Origin of the sequence: Stenotrophomonas sp. G4, assembly GCF_003428825.1 — a bacterium.
GTDB lineage: Bacteria > Pseudomonadota > Gammaproteobacteria > Xanthomonadales > Xanthomonadaceae > Stenotrophomonas > Stenotrophomonas indicatrix.
This window is the reverse complement of sequence record NZ_CP031741.1, coordinates 1,521,466-1,545,644: the sequence shown is the minus strand read 5'-3', so window position 1 is coordinate 1,545,644 and position 24,179 is coordinate 1,521,466. Positions and strand designations below refer to the sequence as shown.

The 24,179-nt window shown below is 64.7% G+C and carries 24 protein-coding genes and 3 tRNA genes; 9 read left to right on the top strand and 18 right to left on the bottom strand.

The genetic code is table 11. The features are described 5' to 3' along the window. Window positions 1–10 precede the first annotated feature (10 nt). The 3 genes from D0Y85_RS07165 to D0Y85_RS07155 all read left to right on the top strand — a co-directional run bounded on the left by D0Y85_RS07165 (window position 11) and on the right by D0Y85_RS07155 (window position 1,006). Complete coding sequence (locus D0Y85_RS07165; protein WP_117309981.1) at window positions 11–202, top strand: hypothetical protein; 192 nt, start codon at window positions 11–13, stop codon at window positions 200–202. Between the two features lie 31 nt (window positions 203–233). After that, the gene (locus D0Y85_RS07160; RefSeq protein WP_117309980.1) at window positions 234–431 is read left to right on the top strand and encodes a hypothetical protein; all 198 of its coding nucleotides are present in this window, start codon (window positions 234–236) and stop codon (window positions 429–431) included. Window positions 432–673: 242 nt separating this feature from the next. Beyond that, window positions 674–1,006, top strand: coding sequence for a hypothetical protein (locus D0Y85_RS07155; protein ID WP_117309979.1), 333 nt, complete (start codon window positions 674–676; stop codon window positions 1,004–1,006). Window positions 1,007–1,119: 113 nt separating this feature from the next. Here the strand turns inward: D0Y85_RS07155 and D0Y85_RS07150 are convergent. From D0Y85_RS07150 to uvrB, 3 genes are all read right to left on the bottom strand, one after another. Then, a tRNA-Val gene (locus tag D0Y85_RS07150) sits at window positions 1,120–1,194 on the bottom strand. Window positions 1,195–1,291: 97 nt separating this feature from the next. Then, window positions 1,292–1,366, bottom strand: a tRNA-Val gene (locus D0Y85_RS07145). A gap of 107 nt (window positions 1,367–1,473) precedes the next feature. After that, the gene (gene uvrB / locus D0Y85_RS07140) at window positions 1,474–3,498 is read right to left on the bottom strand and encodes an excinuclease ABC subunit UvrB (RefSeq protein ID WP_117309978.1); all 2,025 of its coding nucleotides are present in this window, start codon (window positions 3,496–3,498) and stop codon (window positions 1,474–1,476) included. A 177-nt stretch (window positions 3,499–3,675) separates the two neighbouring features. On the opposite strand from uvrB, the gene D0Y85_RS07135 reads away from it, so the two are divergent. Next, window positions 3,676–4,170, top strand: a complete 495-nt coding sequence (locus D0Y85_RS07135; RefSeq protein WP_117309977.1) for a GspH/FimT family pseudopilin — start codon at window positions 3,676–3,678, stop codon at window positions 4,168–4,170. A gap of 48 nt (window positions 4,171–4,218) precedes the next feature. Here the strand turns inward: D0Y85_RS07135 and D0Y85_RS07130 are convergent. The 11 genes from D0Y85_RS07130 to grxD form a co-directional block, all read right to left on the bottom strand. After that, window positions 4,219–4,295: transfer RNA gene (locus D0Y85_RS07130), tRNA-Asn, on the bottom strand. A gap of 80 nt (window positions 4,296–4,375) precedes the next feature. Then, entirely contained in the window at window positions 4,376–4,798 is a 423-nt protein-coding gene (locus tag D0Y85_RS07125; RefSeq protein WP_117311871.1) for a type IV pilin protein, read from the bottom strand. A gap of 38 nt (window positions 4,799–4,836) precedes the next feature. Then, window positions 4,837–8,604 (bottom strand): PilC/PilY family type IV pilus protein, encoded by a 3,768-nt coding sequence (locus tag D0Y85_RS07120; RefSeq protein WP_117311870.1) that lies wholly within the window; start codon window positions 8,602–8,604, stop codon window positions 4,837–4,839. Window positions 8,605–8,615: 11 nt separating this feature from the next. Beyond that, window positions 8,616–9,134 carry a PilX N-terminal domain-containing pilus assembly protein gene (locus D0Y85_RS07115; protein ID WP_117309976.1) on the bottom strand — a complete coding sequence of 173 codons (519 nt, stop codon included), beginning with the start codon at window positions 9,132–9,134 and terminating at the stop codon, window positions 8,616–8,618. Window positions 9,135–9,136: 2 nt separating this feature from the next. Then, window positions 9,137–10,297 carry a PilW family protein gene (locus tag D0Y85_RS07110; protein WP_117309975.1) on the bottom strand — a complete coding sequence of 387 codons (1,161 nt, stop codon included), beginning with the start codon at window positions 10,295–10,297 and terminating at the stop codon, window positions 9,137–9,139. A gap of 2 nt (window positions 10,298–10,299) precedes the next feature. Beyond that, window positions 10,300–10,773: a type IV pilus modification protein PilV gene (gene pilV / locus D0Y85_RS07105; RefSeq protein WP_117309974.1), complete on the bottom strand. Its 474-nt coding sequence runs from the start codon at window positions 10,771–10,773 to the stop codon at window positions 10,300–10,302. Continuing rightward, on the bottom strand, window positions 10,770–11,285 hold the full coding sequence (locus D0Y85_RS07100; protein ID WP_117309973.1) for a GspH/FimT family pseudopilin: 516 nt from the start codon (window positions 11,283–11,285) through the stop codon (window positions 10,770–10,772). The genes pilV and D0Y85_RS07100 overlap by 4 nt, the downstream gene beginning before the upstream one ends. A gap of 172 nt (window positions 11,286–11,457) precedes the next feature. Beyond that, entirely contained in the window at window positions 11,458–12,846 is a 1,389-nt protein-coding gene (gene ppnN, locus D0Y85_RS07095) for a nucleotide 5'-monophosphate nucleosidase PpnN (RefSeq protein WP_025875258.1), read from the bottom strand. 252 nt (window positions 12,847–13,098) lie between these two features. Then, window positions 13,099–16,314 (bottom strand): TonB-dependent receptor, encoded by a 3,216-nt coding sequence (locus tag D0Y85_RS07090; protein WP_117309972.1) that lies wholly within the window; start codon window positions 16,312–16,314, stop codon window positions 13,099–13,101. A 209-nt stretch (window positions 16,315–16,523) separates the two neighbouring features. Continuing rightward, window positions 16,524–17,321, bottom strand: coding sequence for an SDR family NAD(P)-dependent oxidoreductase (locus tag D0Y85_RS07085; RefSeq protein ID WP_117309971.1), 798 nt, complete (start codon window positions 17,319–17,321; stop codon window positions 16,524–16,526). Continuing rightward, window positions 17,318–17,638 (bottom strand): Grx4 family monothiol glutaredoxin, encoded by a 321-nt coding sequence (gene grxD, locus D0Y85_RS07080; RefSeq protein ID WP_025875264.1) that lies wholly within the window; start codon window positions 17,636–17,638, stop codon window positions 17,318–17,320. The genes D0Y85_RS07085 and grxD overlap by 4 nt, the downstream gene beginning before the upstream one ends. Window positions 17,639–17,757: 119 nt before the next feature. Between grxD and D0Y85_RS07075 the strand changes: the two genes are divergently transcribed. Continuing rightward, on the top strand, window positions 17,758–18,336 hold the full coding sequence (locus D0Y85_RS07075) for a superoxide dismutase (RefSeq protein WP_117309970.1): 579 nt from the start codon (window positions 17,758–17,760) through the stop codon (window positions 18,334–18,336). A 185-nt stretch (window positions 18,337–18,521) separates the two neighbouring features. On the opposite strand, the gene D0Y85_RS07070 is transcribed toward D0Y85_RS07075, so the two are convergent. Beyond that, window positions 18,522–19,670, bottom strand: a complete 1,149-nt coding sequence (locus tag D0Y85_RS07070) for a 5-(carboxyamino)imidazole ribonucleotide synthase (RefSeq protein WP_117309969.1) — start codon at window positions 19,668–19,670, stop codon at window positions 18,522–18,524. Beyond that, on the bottom strand, window positions 19,667–20,170 hold the full coding sequence (purE, locus tag D0Y85_RS07065) for a 5-(carboxyamino)imidazole ribonucleotide mutase (RefSeq protein WP_025875268.1): 504 nt from the start codon (window positions 20,168–20,170) through the stop codon (window positions 19,667–19,669). The genes D0Y85_RS07070 and purE overlap by 4 nt, the downstream gene beginning before the upstream one ends. Window positions 20,171–20,228: 58 nt before the next feature. On the opposite strand from purE, the gene D0Y85_RS07060 reads away from it, so the two are divergent. From D0Y85_RS07060 to D0Y85_RS07045, 4 genes are all read left to right on the top strand, one after another. Continuing rightward, window positions 20,229–20,498, top strand: a complete 270-nt coding sequence (locus D0Y85_RS07060) for a Trm112 family protein (protein ID WP_025875269.1) — start codon at window positions 20,229–20,231, stop codon at window positions 20,496–20,498. Beyond that, on the top strand, window positions 20,495–21,346 hold the full coding sequence (gene nadC, locus D0Y85_RS07055) for a carboxylating nicotinate-nucleotide diphosphorylase (protein ID WP_117309968.1): 852 nt from the start codon (window positions 20,495–20,497) through the stop codon (window positions 21,344–21,346). Before D0Y85_RS07060 ends, nadC begins: the two co-directional genes overlap by 4 nt. Window positions 21,347–21,458: 112 nt before the next feature. Continuing rightward, on the top strand, window positions 21,459–22,427 hold the full coding sequence (locus D0Y85_RS07050) for a DUF2272 domain-containing protein (RefSeq protein WP_117309967.1): 969 nt from the start codon (window positions 21,459–21,461) through the stop codon (window positions 22,425–22,427). 69 nt (window positions 22,428–22,496) lie between these two features. Further along, complete coding sequence (locus D0Y85_RS07045) at window positions 22,497–22,847, top strand: DUF3301 domain-containing protein (protein WP_117309966.1); 351 nt, start codon at window positions 22,497–22,499, stop codon at window positions 22,845–22,847. A 37-nt stretch (window positions 22,848–22,884) separates the two neighbouring features. Here the strand turns inward: D0Y85_RS07045 and D0Y85_RS07040 are convergent, their stop codons facing one another. Then, entirely contained in the window at window positions 22,885–23,340 is a 456-nt protein-coding gene (locus D0Y85_RS07040) for a ClpXP protease specificity-enhancing factor (protein ID WP_117309965.1), read from the bottom strand. Between the two features lie 84 nt (window positions 23,341–23,424). Next, entirely contained in the window at window positions 23,425–24,060 is a 636-nt protein-coding gene (locus tag D0Y85_RS07035; protein ID WP_117309964.1) for a glutathione S-transferase N-terminal domain-containing protein, read from the bottom strand. Window positions 24,061–24,179: the final 119 nt, after the last annotated feature.

Sequence of the window (24,179 nt, the reverse complement as noted above, 5' to 3'; positions counted from 1 at the left end):
GGAGATACACATGATCGGGAAGAAAACGCTGTTCTCGTCCGTCGCCGGTATCGTCATCGTTGCTGCAATGTCATTCGGGGCCGCACAGGCCTTCGCCACGCCGGTGAAGACCGGCTTCGCGCCGGGGTGCAAGGAACATCCGAGCTGCCCCTATGGCAACGCAGGCTCCCACGGCCTGCTGGCCTGCTGCGATCCCATGTAACCCGCCTCGAAGCGCTGCAAAGGAGATACAGATGATCGGAAAGAAGAAGCTGTTCTCGTCCATTGCCGGCCTCGTCGTCGTGGCCGCCATGTCATTCGGCGCCGCGCAGGCCTTCGCGACCACCCCGGCCAAGACCGGGTTCGCACCGGGCTGTGAGTACACGCCGGGCTGTCCTTACGGCGGCAACGGCCGCTGGAGCGGCGGACGCGTCTGCTGCCAGGTTCCCTGATCCACCCCATCCAGCGCAGGACCTGACTTCGGCTTCCCGGCCACAGTTCCTGCATGGATGAGGCGCCCCGTCTGCACTGGGCGTTGCACCGGGCCGTCCGATTGGGCGGCCCTTTTTTCTGCGGCCCGGATTCATCCTTGCAGACGGCACTTGGCACGCGCTTTTCCGGTCTTCGTCGCATGCCGATTTCACAGCGCAGGCCACAGTGCAACGCTGGGCTCCCTTCTCCGGAGCACCGTGCCATGCCGATGCTTGCCCTGCTGCTGTTGATGGCCGGTCTGTGCAACCGCGACGGCGGTACCGGAAGCGATTCGCTGCGGATGCAGATCCTGCAGGCCGACGCCCAACGTGCCGTCCGCGCGCATGCCAGCTACGGCCAGACGGACAGCCAGAGCGTGCAGATCCTGCGCCTGAGTGCGGATCGCGTACTGCAGGTGGCCCACGCTCGCGTGCACGGTGATGCCGACGGTATACAGCGCGGGCAGTCGCACGCCCGGGGAATGCTGCAACTGTGGCAGCGCGTGGATGGTCATTGGCAGCTGCAGCGCAGCGCCAGTGTCGAGCAACGCAGTTGACGCTGGCAGCAAGCCGGCCAGGCTGGAACGAGCGCGGATCGCAGGCACAAAAAAGCCGGCCCCGGGCCGGCTTTCATCGTTTCCACCGCTGCTCCGGCCATGCCGGGAACCGGTGGTGGGCGGTACAGGGTTCGAACCTGTGACCCCTACCATGTCAAGGTAGTGCTCTACCGCTGAGCTAACCGCCCAAATATTCCGTGCAGCCCGCAGGCTGGTGCTTCTACGTAAAAACCCGGCGCCAGGGCCGGGCTTTTGATCCTCACGACAGCCCCCTGGGGAACTTCGTGGTGGGCGGTACAGGGTTCGAACCTGTGACCCCTACCATGTCAAGGTAGTGCTCTACCGCTGAGCTAACCGCCCGTTTGTTGCTTCTGCAGCGCCGCGATTGCGTTGGTGCAGGCCGCGTATATTACGGACGACGACCGGCAAGCGCAATACTTTTGTGAAGAAAAGCCGCTTTACCGCGTTCAGCCCAGGCTGGCCTCCTTCAGCTGCCTGATCTGGTCGCGCACCCGGGCGGCATCCTCGAATTCCAGGTCCTTGGCATGCTGGTACATCCGCTGCTCCAGGGCCTTGAGGCGAGCGGCCAGCTGCGCCGGACTGAGCGACCGGTAGTCGATCGTGTCCTCTGCCACCCCGGAACGGCCTTTGCCCTTGCCCTTGCGGGACTCCTTCTCGGCGGCGTCCGAGCGTGCGCCCTCCAGCACGTCGACGATCGGCCGCGCCACGGAGCGCGGAGTGATGCCGTGCTCCAGGTTGTACTCGACCTGCTTGGTGCGGCGGCGGTCGGTCTCATCGATCGCTGCCTGCATCGAACGGGTGATCTTGTCCGCATACAGGATCGCCTTGCCGCGCACGTTGCGGGCCGCACGGCCGATGGTCTGGATCAACGAGCCGGTCGAGCGCAGGAAGCCCTCCTTGTCCGCATCCAGGATCGCCACCAGCGAGACCTCGGGCATGTCCAGCCCCTCGCGCAGCAGGTTGATGCCGACCAGCACATCGAACTTGCCCAGACGCAGGTCACGGATGATCTCCACGCGTTCAACGGTATCGATGTCCGAGTGCAGGTAGCGCACGCGGATGCCGTGCTCGGTCAGGTACTCGGTGAGGTTTTCGGCCATGCGCTTGGTCAGGGTGGTGACCAGCACGCGGTCACCGGCCTTGATCCGCTCGTTGGCCTCGCTCATCAGGTCATCGACCTGGGTGCCGACCGGGCGGATCTCCACCACGGGGTCGATCAGGCCGGTCGGGCGCACGACCAGCTCGGCCATGTCCTCTCCGGCCTCGCGGAATTCATACGGACCCGGTGTCGCCGACACATAGATGCTGCGCGGGCAGCGCGCCTCCCACTCCTCGAAGCGCAGCGGACGGTTGTCCAGCGCCGACGGCAGGCGGAAGCCGAACTCGACCAGGGTTTCCTTGCGCGACCGGTCACCCTTGAACATGGCACCGATCTGCGGAATGGTCACGTGCGATTCGTCGATCACCAGCAGCGCATCAGCCGGCAGGTAATCGAACAGGGTCGGCGGCGGCTCGCCCGCGTTCTTGCCGGTCAAATGCCGCGAGTAGTTCTCGATGCCGTTGCAGAACCCCACTTCGGCCATCATTTCGAGGTCGAACTGGGTGCGCTGGGCCAGGCGCTGCGCCTCGACCAGCTTGTTCTGCGCGTACAGCTGCTCCAAGCGCTCCTTCAGCTCGACCTTGATGGTCTCCACCGCCGCCAGCACCCGTTCACGCGTGGTCGCGTAGTGGGTCTTCGGGTACACGGTGAAGCGCATGAGGTTGCGCATGGTCTCGCCGGTGAGCGGATCGAACATCGTGATCTTTTCCACCTCGCCATCGAACAGTTCGATGCGCAGGGCCTCACTGTCCGATTCCGCCGGGAACACGTCGATCACTTCACCACGCACGCGGAAGGTACCGCGCTGCAGCTCGTATTCGTTGCGCGTGTACTGCAGCTGGGTCAGGTGATTGATCAGGTCGCGCTGGTCGATGCGCTCGCCCTTGGACAGGATCAGGCGCAGCGACAGGTAGTCTTCCGGCGCACCCAGGCCGTAGATGGCCGACACGGTCGCCACCACGATCGCATCCGGCCGCGACAGCAGGGTCTTGGTCGCCGCCAGCCGCATCTGTTCGATGTGCTCGTTGATCGAACTGTCCTTCTCGATGAAGGTGTCCGACGACGGCACGTAGGCTTCCGGCTGGTAGTAGTCGTAATAGCTGACGAAGTACTCCACCGCGTTGTGCGGGAAGAACGCCTTGAACTCACCGTACAGCTGCGCCGCCAGGGTCTTGTTCGGTGCCATGATCAGCGTCGGCTTCTGGATCTGCTGGATGACGTTGGCGATGGTGTAGGTCTTGCCCGAGCCGGTGACGCCCAGCAGGGTCTGCTTGGCCACGCCAGCCTCGAAATTGCTGGTCAGCTTGGCGATGGCATCGGGTTGGTCGCCCGCCGGCGAATACGGCGAGACAAGTTGGAAACTGTCGCTCATGGTGTTGCCAGGTCTCGGGGAAAGGTAAGTATAGAGGGCGTCTGGTGACGGTCCGCTGAGGGGTTTCCGGGCAGGCAGGCGCGGCGGTGCCTGATGGCAGACGCGCCGGGACAGGCGGAAGCTGGAGGCATGCGCTGTGCCCCCGCTCCCGCTCCCGGCCCCTACACGCACCGCGGCATGCATCTGCTGGAACTGCTGGTGGCCGTGGCGGTGCTTGCGATACTGCTCGCCGCGGGCTGGCCAACGTTCCAGGCACTGCTGGTGCAGCAGCGCTCGGAAGCCACCCGCTTCAACCTACATTCCGGCCTGGCCACCGCGCGTACCCAGGCGATCATGCGCCGCGCCTTGGTCGGCCTCTGTGCAAGCACCGACGGCCGGCGATGCAGCGATGATTGGAGCCAGGGATGGATCGTGTACAGCACGGGTGGCCGACGACAACCGCCCTCGTCTGCCGATGCCGTCCTGCTGCATCAGTCAGGTCTCCCCAACGTCAGTATCCGTGCGACCAGCAACAGCGGTCGCGCACAACTCTATTTCCAGCCCGATGGCCGCAGCCCTGGAGCCAACCTGACGCTGCGCATCTGTGCGGATGGCCGTGAGCGCTCGCACGTAATTGTCAGCAACAGCGGACGTATCCGATCAACACGAACACGGTCCGATCAACCCTGCTGACAACAAAAAAGGCCTGCGGATAACCGCAAGCCTTTGATGCGTAATGCTTGGCGCCCGAAGTTGGACTCGAACCAACGACCCCCTGATTAACAGTCAAGTGCTCTAACCGGCTGAGCTATTCGGGCGGGGAGGCGCATTGTAATCACCTCCAACGGAGAGTGCAACACTCCCGTTCACAGCATCCGCATATACCCTTTCGCCCGCATTACCAGCATTCGGACAGCGCTCCCCCAGAGGTCTTCACGTTGGCCTGGTTGAGCGTCAAGCTACCGCATTTGTCCTTGGCCTGCGCATTGGCTGCCGTCGCGGTAAGCGTGAACGTGGACTGCGCGGTCTCCATTGACAGCGTGTAGGCAGCCGTACCGCCTTCACGAGGAGAGTTGATCGAATCAGCATTGCCCGGGAAGGTGAATCCCACATACGTGTTGTTGATCGTGTGGTAACGCTCGGCAAGCTGGGCGTATTCCACCAGGTCAGCCTTAGCCTGCGCCCGGCGCGACTTGCGCACGTGCTCACTGTAGTTCGGGTAAGCGATCGCAGCGAGGATCGCCACGACCGCTACCACGATCATCAGTTCAATCAGGGTGAACCCACGGGCCAAGCGGCCCGCCGCTGGCGTTGTGCGCATTTCAACAGCTCCCTGGCTCGACGAAGAACGGACAGCGATCACTGGATCTGCCTCCATGACTGGCGGCCACAGGGGTACGGCAGGTACATCGGTTCCGCACCCGCCACCGAAATCTGCATCACGCACGCTTCGCCTGGTGGCGTGGGCGGCGGTGTGCCCGGCTTGCCCGGATCCGGCGGCGCCAAGCGGGGCGCCACGGAGGTCGTGACGTCCCTGACCGGCGCATTGCCGCCGGTGTTCAGGGGTACACCGGCTGCACCAGCGCCAGGAGACTTGCCGTCAGGTGCTCCGAAGCGCACCTGCGACATCGCCGCTTCGCCATTACTGGCCTGCAGGCCAAACACCCAGTTCGAGCCATCCACCGAACAACCGTTAGACTCAGATGGAACATAGGTCGGTATGAACACCACCCCGGAAACGATGCGTGGATTGCCTACCGCGCGCTCCTTGTCGGCAAGTGTCACAGTCCAGCCACGACTCAGCGTCGGTATGGTGCCTGGGAGCAGCGTCCGCACATCATTCTCGAACTGCGCAGCAAATGAACGCAGGTTCGCCGACGTCAGAGGGGCGCTTGGCTGCCCGATTTCAGTGTCGTTGATGCCATACAACGCCTGCATCGCCGCATCATTTTCATCGCCGTAGTAGGAGAAGCTACCGGTCCCGAAGATCAGCATCACACCGCCGGAAGGCCCGGTAGTCACCGTCATGCCACCGGTGATCGGCTGGCGATAGGTTCGCCGGTCGTTGGCATCGACATGGGTATCGGTTGTGAACAGCGGAACCGTCGGTGCCGCGTCGGCGCGCAGGTCGAACTTCCAGATTGCGCCCCGCTTGTCAGCGGCATAGACGGTATCGGCCAAGCCATCGCGCACCCGGTCGTTCTGCGCAGACCCGCCCCAGCGATCCACTACCACAATGTTGCCGAGCCCGTTGCTGCCGGCGGGCAGGTTCGGGCCCGACTCTACCGCCTCGATCATGCGGATGGTCGGCGCCTTGCCGGCCACCATGTCGACCACGAACAACACCGCCTTGCCACTCTTGCTTTCATAGCCGTTGCCGAAGATCGCGCGGAAGCTCACCGAGCCATCAGAGTTCTTCATCGGCACGATGACCGGCTTGCCCAGCACGTGGCCGATATTGCTCCTTACGTCCTCATCCAGCGAGGCATTGAGATCACTGATCTCCCACAGCAGCGAACCGGTGCCGCCGAAGCTGGCCGGATCAGACACATCCAGCGCGAACACGCTGCGCCCACCGGCACCCGCCGTGCCGACCAGCGAGGTCGTCCAGCTTCCGCCGCTGTAGGTATCGCTGATCGTCACCGGGCCATCGACATAGTAGCGATGCTGGAAGCGCTGGACGTTCTGGTTGGTGGGGTCATTGGGCAGCAGCAGGTTGCCCATGTGGCCCAGCGCCGTGGACGGGATGTAGGCAAACAGTTCCTTGCCACCATCGCTGTCCATCTTGCCGTCCGCGCCCATGCCACCATCGAATGCGTGCAACATGCCGTCGTTGGCAGCGGCATATACCATGTAACGGCGGTCATTGCGCTTGGTGACCATGTAGTCGGCATAACTGCTGCCCATCGTGCCCGGCAGGCGACGGAACCCGTAGTCATCCAGGGGTGAACTCAGCGCCGGCGTGGAGGTAATGATGTCTCCCAGCACCGTGCTGCGGTCGCGCAGCGTGCCGCCATTGCGCTTTTCGCTGACGGTTTCTCCACGCAGGTAGGCAACCGCCGTCGCCGGGTCCTTGGCCAATCCCTCCAGCTCCGAAGCGCTGCAGATCAGGATGCCCGGATACATCTCCCCCGACTTGTCACACAGGTTGGCAAGACTGACGTTGCCATCGGTGAAATCAACGAGTTCGCCGTCACGCCAGAAGCGGATACGGCGCGACGCTGCCGCCGGCATCCGAGCCGACGCCTCCCAAGCCTCTTCCGAGACGACCTTGCGTGTCGATTCGTCCACCTTCAGCGTGAACGCGCGCAGCTTGCTGTACCAGTCGGTGCCGTTGTTGGTTGCCTCGTAGAACGGCTCCACCGACAGCGAGCCGACGCCGATACGAGCCCCCGTCAACGAACGCGAGCCGGACGGCGTGGCCCCCTGGGCAACATTGCTGATGATCCGGCGCATGGCAGCGGTGATTTCGCCCGGGCGCGTGGCGTTGACCATCTCGCCGCGGGTGTCATATACCGCGTTCCACAGCTCGTCGACCGCTTCCGGCTTGAGATCCTGCGTCGTGGTCGGGAAATTGGGCTTGACGACATAGGGATCTGGGCTGAGCACCCAAGGCCTCTTCGGATCCGGAAGGTACTTGACGCCGAACTCCTTGCCCAGCGTACCCAGCGTCACGCCATAGAAATTCATGTGCAGATGCGTGTTGCAGTCCAGTGAAGGGTCCGGATTGGGCCCCTTGCACTCGGCAGGAACCGGCACTGCCCCTTCTTTGGTATCGAGGCTGGGAACCAGGGAGTTCTTGTAATAGGGCGCTACCAGATCCCTCATCAATGTCTTGTTTTCTTCTTCATTGATGTAGCCATCGGTGAACAGCATGCCTGCATTCTTCTGGCAGGACAGCAGCACGGGAGGATTCTTATCCGTATCCTGGATCGTACGCTGGAACTGCTTGCCGAGGTAGTCCGCAGCCGAACGGTTCGGTGTGCTGCTGCCGGCGCGCATCTCACCGATGATCTCACCCAGCAGCCGTGCTCTTTCCGATTCAGTGGTCATGTTGAACATGGTCACCGGACGTTGACCATTGATGCGGAACCAGCCTACGCGGAGATTGGTGGTGTCGTACAGTGCATTGGTAGCGGCACCGATCAACGCCTCACGACGCGTCCGGTACAGGCTGAACCAGTTTGCGAAGCTCTGCATGGCAGCGTTGTACTTGCCCTCGTCCTTGTTGAAATTCTCCAGCTTGATTTCATACTTGTAGAGGGTGCCTGGCCGCCCACCAGCTGGATTGGTAATCGCCACCGGAGTGGCGGTATAACCATACTCGGCAGGCAACGTGGCAGGATCCGCCAGGAAGAACGTGGCCGGATAGAAGGCCACAGCAGCATCGCAGGATGAGCTGCTGATGGTGGCCTCGCGGGTGACCCTGAGGAATCGGTCTTCCTTCTGGGTAACTCCACCGCTCAAGTTGCACCGACCGCTCTCGATACGGGTACCTACCGGCAGCTTCATGCCGGAACGAAAGCGGAAGCGCCAGTTCGCCGGATCCTTGGCCCCCGTAGCCATGCTGGTCAATAAGGAATCCACAGTCAGATTCAGTGAACCGCCGATTCTGGAGGGTGCACCAGTCGGTCGGGGATCAAGAGGCGCATTGGCCGACTTGATCTCCATGTAGTTGGAGGCAGCCTCGCCCGACAGGCCCGTCTTCCAACCGGGGTAGGTTTCGCGGGGATCGTAATACGACGGGTTGACGTCCGGGGAACGTGCGAATCCAAAATTGTCGAGCGGCGGTATGGCCACCTGGCCATCACGCCCATAACTCGGAAATACGTACAGATAGCGCTGCACGGAATCACCGTAGCCGTTGGCAACGCCCTGGTTGTAGAAGCTGCTGCCATCCCAGCGATAGACACCATCACGGGTATTGTTCAGCGTTTCCCACAGCATCGAGCCGGAATCATCCAGTGCCATCAGGAATGCCGGTGGCGTCTGCACCTGGATGTTCAGCGGCGCCTGCGCCAGCGTACCCTGGGCCTGGGCCGCCATCAGGCTGTAGATGAAGTAGCCTCCCCCCAGCGCCAGTGCGGCACCGCCAGCGGCCATGAAGCGGAATTTGCGCGAAGCCATGGCCTGCATCCTCAGAGTTTGAATACGGTATCGATGACCACTGCGGACGAGCTGGCATCAGCATCGTCGGTGGCGAATCCGGTAATCTGGTAGATCGGTGTGACGTCTTCGAGCGGCCGGCCCATCTCCAGCGCCGATTCGCCGATCACGCAGCTGTCGATCTGTCGTACGTTGACGGCCGGCCGGGTATCGTCGCGGCGGCCTTCGGCCCAATCGGCCGGGTCGAAGCCATCATCGCAGACGCGCGACAGATCGCTGGCCTGCACCAGGCTGTCGCTACTGACATCCTTGCGATTGGCGATCTGCTCCACGGTGCGCTCGGCGGCACGTACCACGCCCTCGGAATTCTGGAACGCCCGGTTGGCTGCCCGGTAATTGGCCGCCATCTTTTCCTGCATGCCCGCCACCTGCATGCCGGCGATGCCCAGCAATGCCAGCAGGATGAGCATGATCAGCGCGACATAGAGCACGGCACCGCGCTGCTGGCGGGGAGCGGCAACGCGCCTGAACGAACGCGGGAAGGTCGTCATGGTCAGTTTCCGAACAGGCGATTGCGCAGTGCAATCGAGACTTCATAGCTGGAACGGTAATGCCCGTCCGAGCGGTCGCCGTTGGCGAAGCTGACACCAAGCACGGAGAACGCATTGGCGGGTGCCGTCGACGACGAAGGCGACGGACTGCGGGCCAACAAGCCCACCTGCACCTGTCCGACGCGCAACCATTGCGCGGCGCCGTCGGCATTGGCGTCGGTGCTGACACCACCCGCCGCAGCCAGCCTGGTGATGTTGCCGGCCGGCGGGGTGGACAAGCCAATGTTGGCGGTGGTGTCCAAGCCATACATCAACTGCAGGCTCTCGATACCCTCCACCAGTTCTTCATTGCTCGCATAGGCCCCACCACTGTTGGCACGCGCACGCCGCAAGCCGGGTTGCTGCGTGTCCGGGTTGATGCCCACGTAATAGACCATCGATTCGGCGCGATAGAGCATGGTCTGTCCGGTCGGTTGCGCGGCATACCGCGACAGATCGAGCGAGTTCGCAGTTACCCGTGCACCATCCAGCTCCCCAGCAAAGATATCGGCGTGGCCACAGTCTGCGATGCCGAACAGAGTTGGCACCCCGACACCATCACGGGTCAGCCGGGCAACGCTGGAACTGTCCATGTCCAGCACGGCGTTGCCACCATCAGAGGAGATGCCCGTCACCGGCACGCCTTCAGGCGCCAGATAGCGCAGCACCAGGACATCACTGCCTCCGGCCGGTGTCGGGCTGAGCCCGGCAATCGCATCCGGCAGGGCCGCTGGAGCGGACCACGCCGCGCCCAGGGTGAGGCTGCCACCAGGCGCTGTTTCCGGCGCATCAAAGCCCTGGATGGATACCGAGAAGTCCAGCGGGCTGCCATCTCCAGTGGCTGCAGTGAAATGCGATACCGGATCGCCCTGGTTTTTCACCACATGCGCCTGGTCATTGACACAGCCCATGTGCCCGGCCATGCGGATGTCGCGCTCGAGGAAGTCCAGCGCGAAGCGTGCATTCTCCTGCACGCGCGAGGCACCCTCGGACAGGCGCGAGGCGGTCTGCGAGGCCATGAAGACCTGCACCACCCCCAGCATCAGCACCAGGCTGATCACCAAGGCGATCATCAATTCCACCAGCGACAGGCCGGCCATGGTGGCGCGTCGGTTCAGGCGCATGCTCACAGCTCCGTGGCCAGTGCAAAGGTGGTGGCCTTGTCCGGATCATCCGGATCCCAGCGCTGGTCGCCCCACGTGATGGCCACATTGACGACGCCACCGTTGTAGGTGACTTCTGCCCCCGCATCATCTCCCAACGCCCTCACCACCTGGCACTGCCAGCGCACGATCTTCTTTTCAATGGAGACGTCGCCAGTATCGCTGGTGCATGCGGTGGCGGCGGTCTTGCTGCCTGCCGCGAACGATGCGCCGGTGTACCAGGCCGCCTGATAGCGGTTGCTGCGCATCTGCTCGGTCAGGTCATACGCCAGATTGGTAGCCTGGGTTCGATAATTTGCGCTTTGCACGAAGCGAACATTCATGGTCTGCAGCAGAGCGAAGCCCAGCAGGCCGAATGCCAGCACGATGATGGCGATCAGCACTTCCAGCAGGGTGAAGCCCCCGGCTTGGCGTGCGCGGAAAGAGTTGGATTTCATGGGCAAGCTTCCTTGGCACTGCGGATCTGTCCTGAGGCGTTCACCGTTACTGTGCGCTTGTGCAGTGCCCCCCCGCTGCAGACATCCGGTTCCAGCAGGACATCCTGATCAGCGCTGGCGCGGCGGCGCCCACGGCCATCGAAGGCGATTTCGTCCGACGGCCCGGTGATCTTCAACTTCGGGTTGCCGCTGACGAAGCGGAGGACGGTTTCGCCTGAAGACATCACACCGTCGCCGCTGGCATCAGCGAAGGCCAACATGCCACTGGACCAGGCACCGTCACAGCTCGCACCGTCGCTGCTGCCGCACACACCACCGCCGCGGTTGCTCCGGATCGCCTCGCTGCGCGCGAGACTGAGCAAGCCTAGGATCTCATTGTTGGTTGAGCTCACCCGGCTTGAGCGGATCGTGCCCTGGAAGCTTGGAAAGGCAATCGCGGCCAGGATCGCCACTACGGCAACGGTGACCATCAACTCAATCAGCGTGAAGCCGTTTTGCCGGCGCAAAGACATTGGACGCTCCCCAGCGTGTTGGTGCCCACGATGGCGCACCGGCCTGCCGCCGGCAAGCGGCGGCAGGATGAACGGTCAGATCCGGGCGACGGGCGTCAAAGCCTTGACATCCCGCCCTCCCCCACCGGTCCGGCGCGGTCCCCGCCGCGCCGTCCAGCCACCCTCGCCTCGCTTACGCCAGCACTTGGTAGCAGGGCTGGTATTCACCGGAGATCTTCATCCGGCGCTGCTCGACGAAGGCCCGCAGCAGCGCGTCCAGCGCCTGCATCATGTCGGGGTCGCCATGGATCTGGAACGGCCCGAACTCCTCGATGCGGCGCATGCCGTCTTCCTTCACGTTGCCGGCGACGATGCCCGAGAAGGCCCGGCGCAGGTCGGCGGCCAACGCGTGCGGCGCACGCCCGTGGTGCAGGTCCAGCGCCGCCATCGCTTCGTGGGTCGGCACGAACGGCTGCTGGTATTCCCACGGAATCTCGATGGACCAGTTGAAGAAGAACGAATCCTTCTGCGCCAGGCGATGCTCGCGCACGCGCTTGATGCCGGCCGACATCTTCTTGGCCACCGCCACCGGGTCGCCGATGACGATTTCGTAGCGCTCGGCCGCAGCGTCGCCCAGGGTCAGGCGGATGAAACGGTCGATCTGCTCGAAATATGGCGCGGCCACGGTCGGGCCGGTCAGGATCAACGGGAACGGCAGGTCCTTGTTCTCCTCGCGCAGCAGGATGCCGAGCAGGTACAGGATCTCCTCGGCGGTACCCACGCCACCGGCGAACACGATGATGCCGTGGCCGATGCGGACGAAGGCTTCAAGGCGCTTCTCGATGTCCGGCATGATCACCAGGTGGTTGACGATCGGGTTCGGCGACTCGGCCGCGATGATGCCCGGCTCGGTCAGGCCGATGTAGCGCGTCACGGTCCGGCGCTGCTTGGCATGGGCGATGGTGGCGCCCTTCATCGGGCCCTTCATCGCGCCCGGGCCGCAGCCGGTGCAGATGTCCAGGCCGCGCAGGCCCAGCTCGTAACCGACCTGCTTGGTATACAGGTATTCGTCGCGCGAAATCGAGTGACCGCCCCAGCAGACCACCAGGTTCGGATCACCCGGGTTGAGGATGCGCGCATTGCGCAGCAGCCCGAACACCGCATTGGTGATGCCCTCGGACGACTCCAGCTCGGCCGCGTAGGCCGGGCCCATCTCGATGGCCATGTACGCCAGGTCGCGGACCACCGCGAACAGCAGCTCGGCCACGCCGCGGATGATCTCGCCATCGACGAACGCCATCGCCGGCGCATTGGCCAGGTCGATGCGCACGCCGCGATCCTGCTGTGCGACCTGGATGTCGAAATCGGGGTAAAGATCGCGCGCGGCGCGCGGATCATCGGAGGCACTGCCACTGGTCAGCACGGCCAGCGCGCAGCGGCGCAGCAGCTCGTGCATGCCACCACTGGAGGCGTCGCGCAGGCGCGCAACCTCGGCCCGCGACAGCACATCCAGGCCACCACGCGGGTAGATCCGCGCGTCCTGCACCGGCAGCGTCCGCGCTGCCTTTTCATTCGTTGTCATATCCACTTTTCTGCTTCCTTCAAGGTTTCCGACTGTACTGCCGCCCCCTTAAAAAGCAAAACGGCCGGGAAGCCCGACCGTTGGATAGGTGCGTCCCGCGTTCGCCGCTCCGGGACCGCTTCGGCGGCATCTGCGCCGCGCACGCGGGCTGATGCTACGCCGATGCCCTGCCCCTCGCAAGGATTATCACCTGAACGGAAAACGGCCGGGTTTCCCCGGCCGTTTCCCTTTACTGCTTCAGGCTCTGAAGGATCAGAACTTGTACTTCAGGGTCAGCTGCATCGACCAGCGCGACACGGCGGTGTTGCCCTTGTCGTTGTTGTTTTCCTGGATCGACGAATCGTCAGCACCGGTGAACGAGTACACATACTTGCCGGTGGCCGGATCGATACCGGCGTAGTTGGCAACACGGCGGGTCGAGTAGAAGCCGTAATCGTCGATCAGGCCCCACTTCTTGTTGATCAGGTTGCCGACATTCATGATGTCCAGCGCGATCTCACCCTTGTGGCTCTTCACGAAGCCCGGGAACTCCTGGCTGATGCGGACGTCGAAGGAATTGATCCACTTGGCACGGTGCTGGTTGGCCGGAACGACGCTGCCACGGTAGGCCTCGAGCTCCGGATTCTTTGCGAGCCAGTCGAAGAAGCTCTTCTCCATCGCCGCGCCACCGGTGAACAGCACGTCGCCCGGTGCATTCGGCACGTAGAACAGGTCGTTGGTGGTTGCACCATCGCCGTTGGCATCGTTGTAGAAGATGTAGCTGTACGGACGGCCCGAGCGACCTTCGTAGAACAGGCCGATGCGGGTGGCGTTATCACCGAAGAAGTTGTGCTTCCATTCCAGGGTGCCGGTGATGCGGTCCTTGATCGCGTAACGCGAATTGTAGGCCACGTCTTCATTGGCATTGAAGATCAGCGTGTTGTTCCAGTTCGAGGTGTTCTGCGAGCTGGACAGCGGGCTGACTTCCTTCGACTGGGTGTAGGTGTAACCCAGCGACCAGCCCCAGTTCTCGGTCAGCGGCTTGGCCAGCGAGAAGGTCGCCTGGCTGCCACGGCCCTTGTCGGTGTTGCGCATGACCAGCACATCGCCCATGTCGCTCGGACGGTTGGCGCGGTCACCCGCCCCCTTGGTGCCGGTGGACATGCCGAAGTTGGTGCCCTTTTCGATACGGGCGTTGGCCGGGTTGCGACCCGCGTCGTTCCAGTAGATGGCACGGCCGTCAGGGCCGTAGGTGGTCGGCGCGGACACGTCCAGGCGGTCGAAGTAGATGCCGTCCTTGACCTTGGTCACCAGCAGTTCGGCCGACGCCACGATGCCGTACCACGGCAGCTCATGGTCGAACGCCAGGTTGGCCTTCCACACCGACGGCAGGCGGGTGCCCGGCGCGATGATGTCCACGTTCTGACGGGCCGAAGCCGGGCCACCGGCCGGAACATACGGGTTGTTGCCGTCCGGGGTGAAGGAACCCACCGGCGGGTTGCGCTGGTCATACTCGATGTAGTTCAGACCGGTGTTCTGGTACGCACCGGCCAGCCAGACGTTCGGGGCGGCGCCACCGAACAGGCCCACGCCACCGCGCAGCTGGGTCGGACGCTCGCTGTCGAAGGTGTAGTTGAAGCCGACACGCGGCTGCACCAGGTTCTTGTCGACCAGCTTGGTGTTGTTGAAGCCGTACAGCTGCTCGATACGGGGGTTGTACAGGCGCTGGCTGCTGAAGTCAGGCATGTCGATGCGCACGCCGAACATCAGGTTCAGGTTGTAGTTGATCGCCCAGGTGTCCTGCACGAACACGCCGGTGTTCTTCAGGGTGAAGTCGGCCGGGATGTCACTGCGGCTGCCGTCGGCGCGCGGCGCACGCAGCTGGTAGCGCGCGGCCCTGCCCGCCAGGAAGTCGTTGACGCTGTCGAATTCGTAGACGCCGTTGAGATTGCGGCCATAGAAGTTCATCAGCTCGTTCTTCGAATAATCGAAGCCGAACTTGACGGTGTGGTCACCGACGTACCAGGTACCCGCACCGAAGGCGCTCAGCTCCTTCGACTCGACGATGTTGACGTGGGAATTCTGCTCGGTACCGACGTACAGCGAATCGTTGCCCGAGCGGATGCGGATCTGCGGCATGTCGACCAGCGGCACGCGGTTGGCCGAGTAATCCTTGTGCGAGACCTTGAACTCGGTCGAGAAGTTCTCGGACCAGTCGCTGAACAGTTCACCCATCCAGGTTTCGTATTCGGTCGGCTGCTGGTACCAGAAGTTGCTCAGCGAGATCGCGCTGCTGCTGACCTGCGGGAAGCGAACGACGTTCTGCTCCATCTTGTTGTAGCGCAGGGCGGCACGATGGTTCTCGTTGATGTTCCAGTCCAGCTTGACCGCGTACTCTTCGATTTCGGTCTTGCTGTTCGGCGCAGCCAGGCTGCCCGGGTCATACCCCAGGTTGCCCAGGTAGTTCTGGACATCGGTGATCTGCTGCTGGGTGATGGTGCCCTTGCCGATCGGGGTGTCGCTCAGGCTGATGCCGGCGGCCGAGCGCTCGTACTTTTCGTAGTTGCTGAAGAAGAACAGCTTGTCCTTGACGATCGGGCCGCCGAAGGTCATGCCATAGGTCTTCTCGTCCTCGAAGCCGTTGAAGTCCTGGCGGTCACCTTCCAGGCGCGAACGGACCATGTCCTTGTCGCGGTACGAACCGTACACGGTGCCGTGGAATTCATTGGTGCCCGACTTGGTCACGGCGTTGATCACCGCGCCGGTACCACCAGCGATGGTGGTGTCGTAGTTGGCCAGGTCGATGTTGATTTCCTGGATGGCGTCCATCGACACCGGCTGACGCTCGGTCGGCAGGTTGTTGGAGCCCAGGCCGAACGGATCGGAGGCACTGATGCCGTCGATGCGGATGGCGTTGTAACGGGTGTTCTGGCCACCGGCCGAAATCGCACCGTCAGCCTTGCTGACCTGCGAGATGCGCGGGTCGAGGCGGACGTAGTCCTGGATGTTGCGGTTGGCCGACGGCAACGCATCCATCGTTTCGCGGGTCACGTTGGTGCCGGTGCCCATCTTGTTGGCGCTGAAGATGTCCAGGCCACCCGCGGTCGCGACGACGTTCACGGCATCCAGGTTGGTGGCGGCAACATCGCCGGCCAGGTTGGCGTTGACCGTGTTGACCTGGTTCAGGTTCAGGTAGACACCTTCTTCGGTCTTGGTGCCCTCACCCGGCTTGGTGATGGTGATGGTGTACGGACCACCCACGCGCAGACCACGCGCGTTGTAACGACCCGACGCATCGGTGGTCGCGCGCGAAACAGTGCCCGACTCGGTGTGGGTGATGGTGACTTCAGCACCGGCCACGGGGGTGCCCGCGTTGGACACGACCTGGCCGCCGACACCGGCAGAGGTGCTCTGGGCGAAGGCGGGAGCGGCGGCGAGCGCAGCCACGAGACCAAGGGTAAGCTTGGACATCCGGAGTGGGTGGGTCATTTTTCGGTAGCCTCGATGCGAGTTGGGCGATGGCGGAAAAAAAGCGCATCCAAGCAGCCTTGCGGGTGGCTGACTGGACATTTATCTGGGGTTCCCTACCGTGAACGGCAGCTGCCGCAACGGTTAACACTAGATTAACACGCTACGCTTTGAATGTGACGGTTGTGCGACAAACGGCACCGGATCGCAACGCTATCGTGACGGAACCTTCATTCCGCTTTACGAACGCCTTCACCCGCCGATGGCGGATTGCCCGCATCGAACACCTGCCCACGCCATGCCAGCCCAGCGGCGGACAAGAGGGTTACGGCCGCTGCAGCAGCGGCCTCCGGACCACATGCGGCCGGATCCTGGTCGATCGAGTAGGCCCGCGCCCGCAGGGCGGTGCGCAAGGGGCCGGGATACAGGCCACTTACCCGCACCGGGCTGCGGGCCAGCTCGTCATGCAGGCTGCCGATCAGCCCGCGCAGGCCGTACTGGGCGGCACCGTAGCCGCCCCAATACGCCTGCCCGACCCGTTGGGGGGCATCGACGGTGAACACCAGCGCCGCATCTTCACGCTGGCGCAGCAACGGCAGGCAGGCCTGGGCCAGCCAGGCCGGAGCGGTCAGGGTGACGTGCACGGCGCGGGCGAAGCTGGCCGGGTCGGCCAGCTCGAACGGGGTCAGGCCGGGAAAATGCGCTGCGCAGATCAGCAGGCCATCAAGGCGCCCCAACTCCTGCGCCACCGCCTGGGCCAGTTCGGCATAGTCGTCGGGACCGGCACCTTCCAGATCCATCGGGTACAACAGGGGCTCCGGCCCGACCGCCTGCACCTGGGCGTAGACCCTGTCCAGTCTTCGTGGCTTGCGCCCCAACAGGACCACGGTCGCCCCCGCTTCGGCAGCGGCAACAGCGGCAGCGCTGCCGAGCCCGCCGCCCGCACCGGCAATGAGTACCACACGATCCTGCAACGGGCGGCCATCGAGCGCCCCGTCTGCCGGTGACGTCGATGGCCAGGCGCTCATCCCTGCGCGGCCTCTTCGACGATGCGCTTGAGCTCGCCGGCTTCGAACAGTTCCATGACGATGTCGCAGCCGCCGATCAACTCACCGTTGATGAACAGCTGCGGGAAGGTGGGCAGATTGGAGAAGCGCGGCAGGTTGGCGCGGATCTCCGGCTCTTCCAGCACATTGACCGTGCGCAGTGCGACGGCGCCTGCGGCCATCAAGGCCTGCACGGCGCGGCTGGAATAGCCGCACATGGGGTACTGCGGGGTGCCCTTCATGAACAGCACGAGCGGGTAACGATCCACCTCGGCCTGGATTTGCTGCATTACCGCCACACCTCACTCCTTGCTTCGCCGGACGAACCAACCGCGATGGTCGGCTAGACTGCCCACGGTAGCCGCCATTGTAAGCCGATGGTACCGGCTGCCGCCGCCCCCTGGCCACGAACCCGTCCATGCCCGTCGAACTGCCCGCCCTGCCCTACCTGCCCTCGTCCCTGCAGCCGCACCTGTCGGCACAGACCGTGGAACTGCATCACGGCCGCCACCATCGCGCCTACATCGAGGCGGTCAATGCCGCCATTGTCGGCACCGAATGGGAAGAAGCCACGCTGGAGGACATCGTCCGCCACGCCCAGGGCGCGCTGTTCGACGCCGCCGCACAGGCCTGGAACCACGGCTTCTACTGGCAGTGCCTGCGCCCGCGCGGTGGTGGCGAGCCGCAGGCCCGCCTTGGCGAACTGGTCAAGCGCCAGTTCGGCGACGGCCAGCGCCTGCGCGAGGAGTTCAATCGAACCGCGCTTGGCCTGTTCGGCTCCGGCTGGGTGTGGCTGGTGCAGCACCCCGGCGGGCAGCTCGGCCTGCAGGCCACCCGCAATGCGGGTACGCCGCTGACCGGCGACAGCACGCCGCTTCTCTGCTGCGATGTCTGGGAGCACGCGTACTACACCGACTACCAGAATGATCGTGCACGCTATCTGGAAGCATTCTGGCAACTGGTGAACTGGGAGTTCGCCGAGAGCCAGCTGCGCTGAGACCGACGGGCATCCGCATCCGCCGGGCATGGCCCGGCGCTACCGGCATCACGCCTGGCCGTGGTGGATGCTCATCCTGGTCGGCCCTGCTCTGGTAGATGCCCACCTTGGTGGGCGTTGCCGGCCAGCGGCCGGCACTACCGGGTTCAGCGGCGCCTGCCGGCCGACGGCCGGCATCACCTTGGTCAGCCGTTACGCAGCGCGTGTACCGCGGGGGCCACCTGGGCCTGGCGGTCGAGCTCCAGGCCTACCTGCTCCAGCGCATCGGCCAGTGCGTCGGCATCATCATCACGCAGGGTGGCGTGACCCACCTTGCGGCCGTCACGCGACTCCTTGCCGTAATCGTGCCAATGGCCACTGGCCTGCTGCAGCACCGGCGCCGGATCGGGCATCGCCCCCAGCCAGTTCAGCATGCAGGCATGGCCGAGCATGCGGGTACTGCCCAGCGGCAGGCCGAGCACCGCACGCAGATGGTTCTCGAACTGGGACGTCTCGCTGCCTTCGATGGTCCAGTGACCGGAGTTGTGCACGCGTGGCGCCATCTCGTTGGCCAGCAGTTCACCGTCGCGGCAGAACAGTTCGAGCGCGAACACCCCCACGTACTGCAGGTGTTCGGCAACACGACGGGCATAGCCGATCGCCGCTTCGTGCTCGGCAGCGGACAGCACCGCCGGTGCGACGCTGGCCGACAGCACGCCGTCGATATGCCAGTTGCCGGTGACTGGCCAGGCCTGGAAGCTGCCATCGCGGCCGCGCACGGCCACCACGCTGACTTCGCGCTGGAAGGCGACAAAGCCCTCGAGGATCAGGCCGGTGCGCTCGACCTGCGCCCCCAGGGCCTGCCATGCCGCATCGATGTCCGCTTCGCTGCGCAGGCGGAACTGACCCTTGCCGTCGTAGCCCAGGCGGCGGGTCTTGAGGATGCATGGCAGGCCGAATTCGGCGGCCCTGGCAGCCAGCTCGTCGCGGCTGCGGATATCGGCGAAGGCCGGCAGCGGAATGCCCAGCTGCTGGAACAGGGTCTTCTCGCTCAACCGGTCCTGGGCCACCGCCAGCGCCGACGGCGGCGGGTAGACCGGCACGCGGTCGGCCAGCCATTGCGCGCTGTCCGCCGGCACGTTCTCGAAATCGAAGGTGATCACATCGACTTTGGCGGCGAACTCAGCCAGTGCCTGGCGATCATCGAAGGCACCGACGGTGAGCGGTGCCAGCGGGCCACTGCAGGCGTCGGCCGCCGGATCATACAGTTCGAAGCGCAGTCCCAGCGGCGCACCGGCCAGGACCATCATGCGGGCGAGCTGGCCGCCGCCGAGGATGCCGACGGTCAGGCTCATTGGCGCGGATCGTCGTGGGCCATCACGTCTTCGGTCTGGCGCGCGCGGAAGCTGTCCAGCGCCTGGCCGATGGCCGGCTGGTCGCTGGCCAGCATCGCGGCGGCAAACAGTGCGGCATTGGACGCACCGGCATTGCCGATGGCGAAGGTGGCGACCGGGATGCCGGCCGGCATCTGCACGATCGACAGCAGCGAATCCATGCCGTTGAGGGCCTTGGACTGCACCGGCACGCCCAGCACCGGCACCGCGGTCTTGGCCGCGATCATGCCCGGCAGATGCGCGGCACCGCCGGCGCCGGCGATGATCGCGCGCAGCCCGCGCGAACCGGCCTGCTCGGCATAACTGAACAACACATCCGGCGTCCGATGCGCGGACACCACCTTCACTTCGAACGGAACACCCAGAGCTTCAAGCTTCTGGGCGGCGTGCTGCATGGTTTCCCAGTCGGAGCGGGAACCCATGACGATGCCGACAAGCGGCGCGATCGGGTTGGGGGTCATTGGCCGTCACCTGCCTTAAAGACGTATTCTAGCCATCTTCCACGCAAGACGAAGAACCATGGATCGCAAGCTGCTCGACCTGCTGGTATCGCCCGACACCCGCCAGCCCCTGTCCCTGCTGGATGGCAAGGGCCTGGAAGCCCTCAACCGGGCGATCGCCGCCGGTTCCGTCAACCGCGCCGATGGCAACCCGCTGGCGCAGCCGCTGCGCGAAGCCCTGGTCACCCGCGACCGCAAGCAGGTGTTCCGCGTCGACGACGGCATCCCGGTGCTGCTGGCCGAAGAAGCCATCCCGACCGCACAGATCGCCGACTTCCCGGCCGCATGAGCGCGCTGCCGACGCCGGATGCAGCCGTCGTCGCGGCCGATGTCGCCCGCGCGTTGGCCGAGGACCTGGGCAGCGGTGACGTCACCGCCGCCCTGCTGCCCGACCAGCCCGACAGCGCCTACCTGCTGTGCAAGCAGGATGCGGTGATCGCGGGCCGCCCGTGGTTCGACGCCACCCATCGCGCACTCGATGCGGACGTGCAGATCGAGTGGCGGGTGGCCGAAGGCGACAGCGTCAGTGCCGGCACCGTGCTGGCCCTGCTGCACGGGCGCAGCCGCAGCCTGGTCAGCGCCGAACGCACCTCGCTGAATTTCCTGCAGACCCTGTCCGGCACCGCCACCACCACGGCCCGCTACGTGGCTGCGGTGGAAGGCACAGGTACGCGCATCCTTGATACCCGCAAGACCCTGCCCGGCCTGCGCCTGGCCCAGAAATACGCGGTGCGGTGCGGTGGTGGCGACAACCACCGCTTCGGCCTGTACGACACGGTGATGCTGAAGGAGAACCACATCCGCGCGGCCGGTTCACTGGCTGCCGCTGTGTCGGCCGCCCGCCAGCAATGGCCACAGCTGCCGCTGGTGGTCGAGGTCGAGGACCTGGAACAGCTGCGGCAGGCGCTGGAAGCCGGCTGTGAACGCATCCTCCTGGACGACTTCAGCCCGGAACTGCGGCGCGAAGCGGTGCGCATCACCGAAGGCCGCATTCCACTGGAGGTGTCCGGCAGCGTCGGCCTCGGCGGCCTGCGCTCGATCGCCGAAGATGGCGTGGACTGCATTTCCATCGGCGGCCTGACCAAGCACGTGCAGGCAATCGACCTGTCGTTGAAACTGGGTCCGCCACCGGGTTGAGGGTGGATTGGCGGATCGTGATGTTGCCGGCCAGCGGCCGGCACTACCGTTCTCACACCCGGCGTTCACAACGGCGCTGCGACGCTGCGGCCATCCCCCACAGGAGCCGCGCATGCGCCGGATGCTCTTGCCTGCCTGCCTGCTGCTGGCCGCGACGCCTTTCTCGGCCGCCGCTGCCGAAGCCTGCGATGTCCCACCGCGTTTCGGCCTGAGCCCATTGGCGGTCGCCATCCGCACCACCGCCTGCAACGAGCATCGGCTCTGGTATCGCCCCTTCATCGACCGTGACGGCCGCGCCGCCAGCCTCAGTGTCACCGAGGCCGAAGGCGATCACCTGGCCGACAACGGCCTGATCGCCTGGCAACGGGTCACCAGCTACTGGCGCGAAAGCGGCACGCTCAACGCGCTGGGCAGCCAGCCCGGCGCCAGCAGCTGCCTGGCGCCGCTGGGCACGCGTTACACCGACAGCGATTGCCGCGCCTTCCTGATCGACAATCCGTGGTCGGCGGCCTTCATTTCCTGGGTGATGGTGCGTGCCGGCGTACCCGGCTTCAATACTTCCCCACGCCATATCGACTACATCCGCGCCGCCTACCAGGCAGGCCCTTCCGGCGTGCCCTACCGCCTGGTGGACCCGGCCACCGCCAAGCCTGCGCCGGGCGATCTGCTGTGCTTCCTGCGCGACCGCAGCAGCACGCTCAGTTACAGCGGCTTGGTGCAGGCCCTGGGCAACGGCTCGGTCGGCCATTGGAAATCGCATTGCGAAGTGGTGGTGGCGGCCAACCTCGGTGGCGACCAGACGCTTTACCTGGTGGGTGGCAATGTCATGAACACCGTGGCGATGCGCCTGCTGCAACTGGATCGCACCGGCACGATCAAGCTGCCGCCGCCGCGCGAGCGCGACACCACCGGCATCGACCCGACCTGCACGCCGGGCCGCGAGGACGAATGCAGCTTCAACCGGCAGGATTGGGCCGCGCTGCTGCAGTTGAATGCCACTGCGCCGCAGCTTGCACCGCTTCCAACAGTGATTCCCGCTGCACCGCCGCAGCAGTCGGTGGAGCCCGGCAGCGTTCGCTGAGCACATGCCGCTTGATCCGGTCGCCATTCGTCGCCATCTTTGGCGGATCGACACCTGACGGCTGACGCCATGCCCACCCTGCTGTTGCTGCTGATTGCCGGCGGTATCGTCTACTTCTTCTGGAACGCAGCGCGTTCGGCCGCCGAACGTGCGATCGAGCTGGGCCGCAACGCCTGCCGTGCCGCCGATGTGCAGTGGCTGGACCAGGCGGTGCACGCCACGGGCCTGCGCCTGTCGCGCGGGGAAGACGGACGCCTCGGCTTCGAACGCACCTTCAAGTTCGAGTATTCCTACGACGGCATCGATCGCCATGTCGGCCGCATGGTGCTGCGCGGCGACCAGCTGGTTTCATTCACCGGCCCGGGCGCGGCGCGGATCAGCCAGATCCGTGCGGGCACCGAAGATGCCGAGGACGTGTAGGGGCTGAAGGTGTGCCGACCAGCGGTCGGCCCCACCATTACTTGACCACGCGCAGGGTCGGGCGGCCTTTCGGCGGCGGACCAGCCGGCGGCGTGTCGTCCGGCGGCGTCTGCTCACCGTCGTGCAGCAGCTCGTCGCTGGCCGGCGCCGGCTCGCCACCGGGAATGTCATCCGGCAGCGCCATGCCCTGCCCGGTTTCACGGGCATATACCGCCAGCACGGCGCTGATCGGCACCTGCACCGGATAGCTGGTGCCGGAGAAGCGCGCCGAGAAGCTCACCGACTCGTTGTCGATCACCAGCCGTACCACCGCGCGTTCGGCGATGTTGAGCACCACCCGGCCATCCTTGATGGCCGAAGGTGGAACCTGCACGCCGGGAACGCCGGCGTCGACCAGGATGTGCGGCGTCAGCTGGTTGTCATTGATCCATTCCACCAGTGCCCGCAACAGGTACGGTCGGTGGCTGGTCATGTGGAAGAAGTCTTCGGTCATGCGTGAAGTGTAGCGCCCGACGCCCCGGTCGGGGCGTATCGCCTGCACGCCGGTCGGCGTGCAGACGGGAAAGCGGATGGCCGATCAGCCCGGCAGATCGCGCAGCTTCTTTTCCTGCTCGGTCAGGCTGCGGACGAAACCGGGGTGGCGGAAGATCCGGTTGCCGTAGTCCTCGATCGCCTTGCCGTCCTTCGGCAACGGTACATCCAGCGACTGCAGGCGCCAGATGATCGGGGCCATCGCGCAGTCGGCCAGGCTCATTTCCGGGTTGAGGAAGAACTTGCTGGCCTTGAACAACGGCAGCGAGGACGTCAACAACTCCTTCAGCCGCTTGCGCCCTGCCTCCGCCTGGGTCTTGTTGCCCAGCTGGATCGCCTGCACCTGCGGCACCCAGTCGTGTTCGATGCGCAGCATGGCCAGGCGGATGCGCGCACGCGACAGCGGGTCAACCGGCATCAACGGCGGATGCGGATAGCGCTCGTCCAGATACTCGCTGACCACTGACGCGGCATACAGCACCAGCTCGCGCTCGACCAGGGTCGGCACCGAGTGGTACGGATTGAGATCGATCAGATCTTCGGGCGGGTTCTGTGGATCGACCGGTACGAAGTCGAAACTCACACCCTTGGCCGCCAGCACCAGGCGTACACGGTGGCACAGTACATCGTCGTTCGAGGAAAACAGCGTCAGTGTATTGCGCATGCGTACGCTCGCCGCCATCAAAGGCTCTCCTACGACAGGAGACCGCCTGCCGTATCGGCGCCGCCAGCACCGTGCTGACGGTCGACTCCTCCCCGAGTGTGCAACCGACCATCACAAAAGCCAATAGGCCCGTTGCG

Excerpts from the sequence above, each read along its gene's own strand:
- D0Y85_RS07165 (WP_117309981.1), top strand. The coding sequence starts at position 11 with ATGATCGGGAAGAAAACGCTGTTCTCGTCCGTCGCCGGTATCGTCATC.
- D0Y85_RS07160 (WP_117309980.1), top strand. The coding sequence starts at position 234 with ATGATCGGAAAGAAGAAGCTGTTCTCGTCCATTGCCGGCCTCGTCGTC.
- D0Y85_RS07155 (WP_117309979.1), top strand. The coding sequence starts at position 674 with ATGCCGATGCTTGCCCTGCTGCTGTTGATGGCCGGTCTGTGCAACCGC.
- uvrB (WP_117309978.1), bottom strand. The coding sequence starts at position 3,498 with ATGAGCGACAGTTTCCAACTTGTCTCGCCGTATTCGCCGGCGGGCGAC.
- D0Y85_RS07135 (WP_117309977.1), top strand. The coding sequence starts at position 3,676 with ATGCATCTGCTGGAACTGCTGGTGGCCGTGGCGGTGCTTGCGATACTG.
- D0Y85_RS07125 (WP_117311871.1), bottom strand. The coding sequence starts at position 4,798 with ATGCGCACAACGCCAGCGGCGGGCCGCTTGGCCCGTGGGTTCACCCTG.
- D0Y85_RS07120 (WP_117311870.1), bottom strand. The coding sequence starts at position 8,604 with ATGGCTTCGCGCAAATTCCGCTTCATGGCCGCTGGCGGTGCCGCACTG.
- D0Y85_RS07115 (WP_117309976.1), bottom strand. The coding sequence starts at position 9,134 with ATGACGACCTTCCCGCGTTCGTTCAGGCGCGTTGCCGCTCCCCGCCAG.
- D0Y85_RS07110 (WP_117309975.1), bottom strand. The coding sequence starts at position 10,297 with ATGCGCCTGAACCGACGCGCCACCATGGCCGGCCTGTCGCTGGTGGAA.
- pilV (WP_117309974.1), bottom strand. The coding sequence starts at position 10,773 with ATGAAATCCAACTCTTTCCGCGCACGCCAAGCCGGGGGCTTCACCCTG.
- D0Y85_RS07100 (WP_117309973.1), bottom strand. The coding sequence starts at position 11,285 with ATGTCTTTGCGCCGGCAAAACGGCTTCACGCTGATTGAGTTGATGGTC.
- ppnN (WP_025875258.1), bottom strand. The coding sequence starts at position 12,846 with ATGACAACGAATGAAAAGGCAGCGCGGACGCTGCCGGTGCAGGACGCG.
- D0Y85_RS07090 (WP_117309972.1), bottom strand. The coding sequence starts at position 16,314 with ATGACCCACCCACTCCGGATGTCCAAGCTTACCCTTGGTCTCGTGGCT.
- D0Y85_RS07085 (WP_117309971.1), bottom strand. The coding sequence starts at position 17,321 with ATGAGCGCCTGGCCATCGACGTCACCGGCAGACGGGGCGCTCGATGGC.
- D0Y85_RS07075 (WP_117309970.1), top strand. The coding sequence starts at position 17,758 with ATGCCCGTCGAACTGCCCGCCCTGCCCTACCTGCCCTCGTCCCTGCAG.
- D0Y85_RS07070 (WP_117309969.1), bottom strand. The coding sequence starts at position 19,670 with ATGAGCCTGACCGTCGGCATCCTCGGCGGCGGCCAGCTCGCCCGCATG.
- purE (WP_025875268.1), bottom strand. The coding sequence starts at position 20,170 with ATGACCCCCAACCCGATCGCGCCGCTTGTCGGCATCGTCATGGGTTCC.
- D0Y85_RS07060 (WP_025875269.1), top strand. The coding sequence starts at position 20,229 with ATGGATCGCAAGCTGCTCGACCTGCTGGTATCGCCCGACACCCGCCAG.
- nadC (WP_117309968.1), top strand. The coding sequence starts at position 20,495 with ATGAGCGCGCTGCCGACGCCGGATGCAGCCGTCGTCGCGGCCGATGTC.
- D0Y85_RS07050 (WP_117309967.1), top strand. The coding sequence starts at position 21,459 with ATGCGCCGGATGCTCTTGCCTGCCTGCCTGCTGCTGGCCGCGACGCCT.
- D0Y85_RS07045 (WP_117309966.1), top strand. The coding sequence starts at position 22,497 with ATGCCCACCCTGCTGTTGCTGCTGATTGCCGGCGGTATCGTCTACTTC.
- D0Y85_RS07040 (WP_117309965.1), bottom strand. The coding sequence starts at position 23,340 with ATGACCGAAGACTTCTTCCACATGACCAGCCACCGACCGTACCTGTTG.
- D0Y85_RS07035 (WP_117309964.1), bottom strand. The coding sequence starts at position 24,060 with ATGGCGGCGAGCGTACGCATGCGCAATACACTGACGCTGTTTTCCTCG.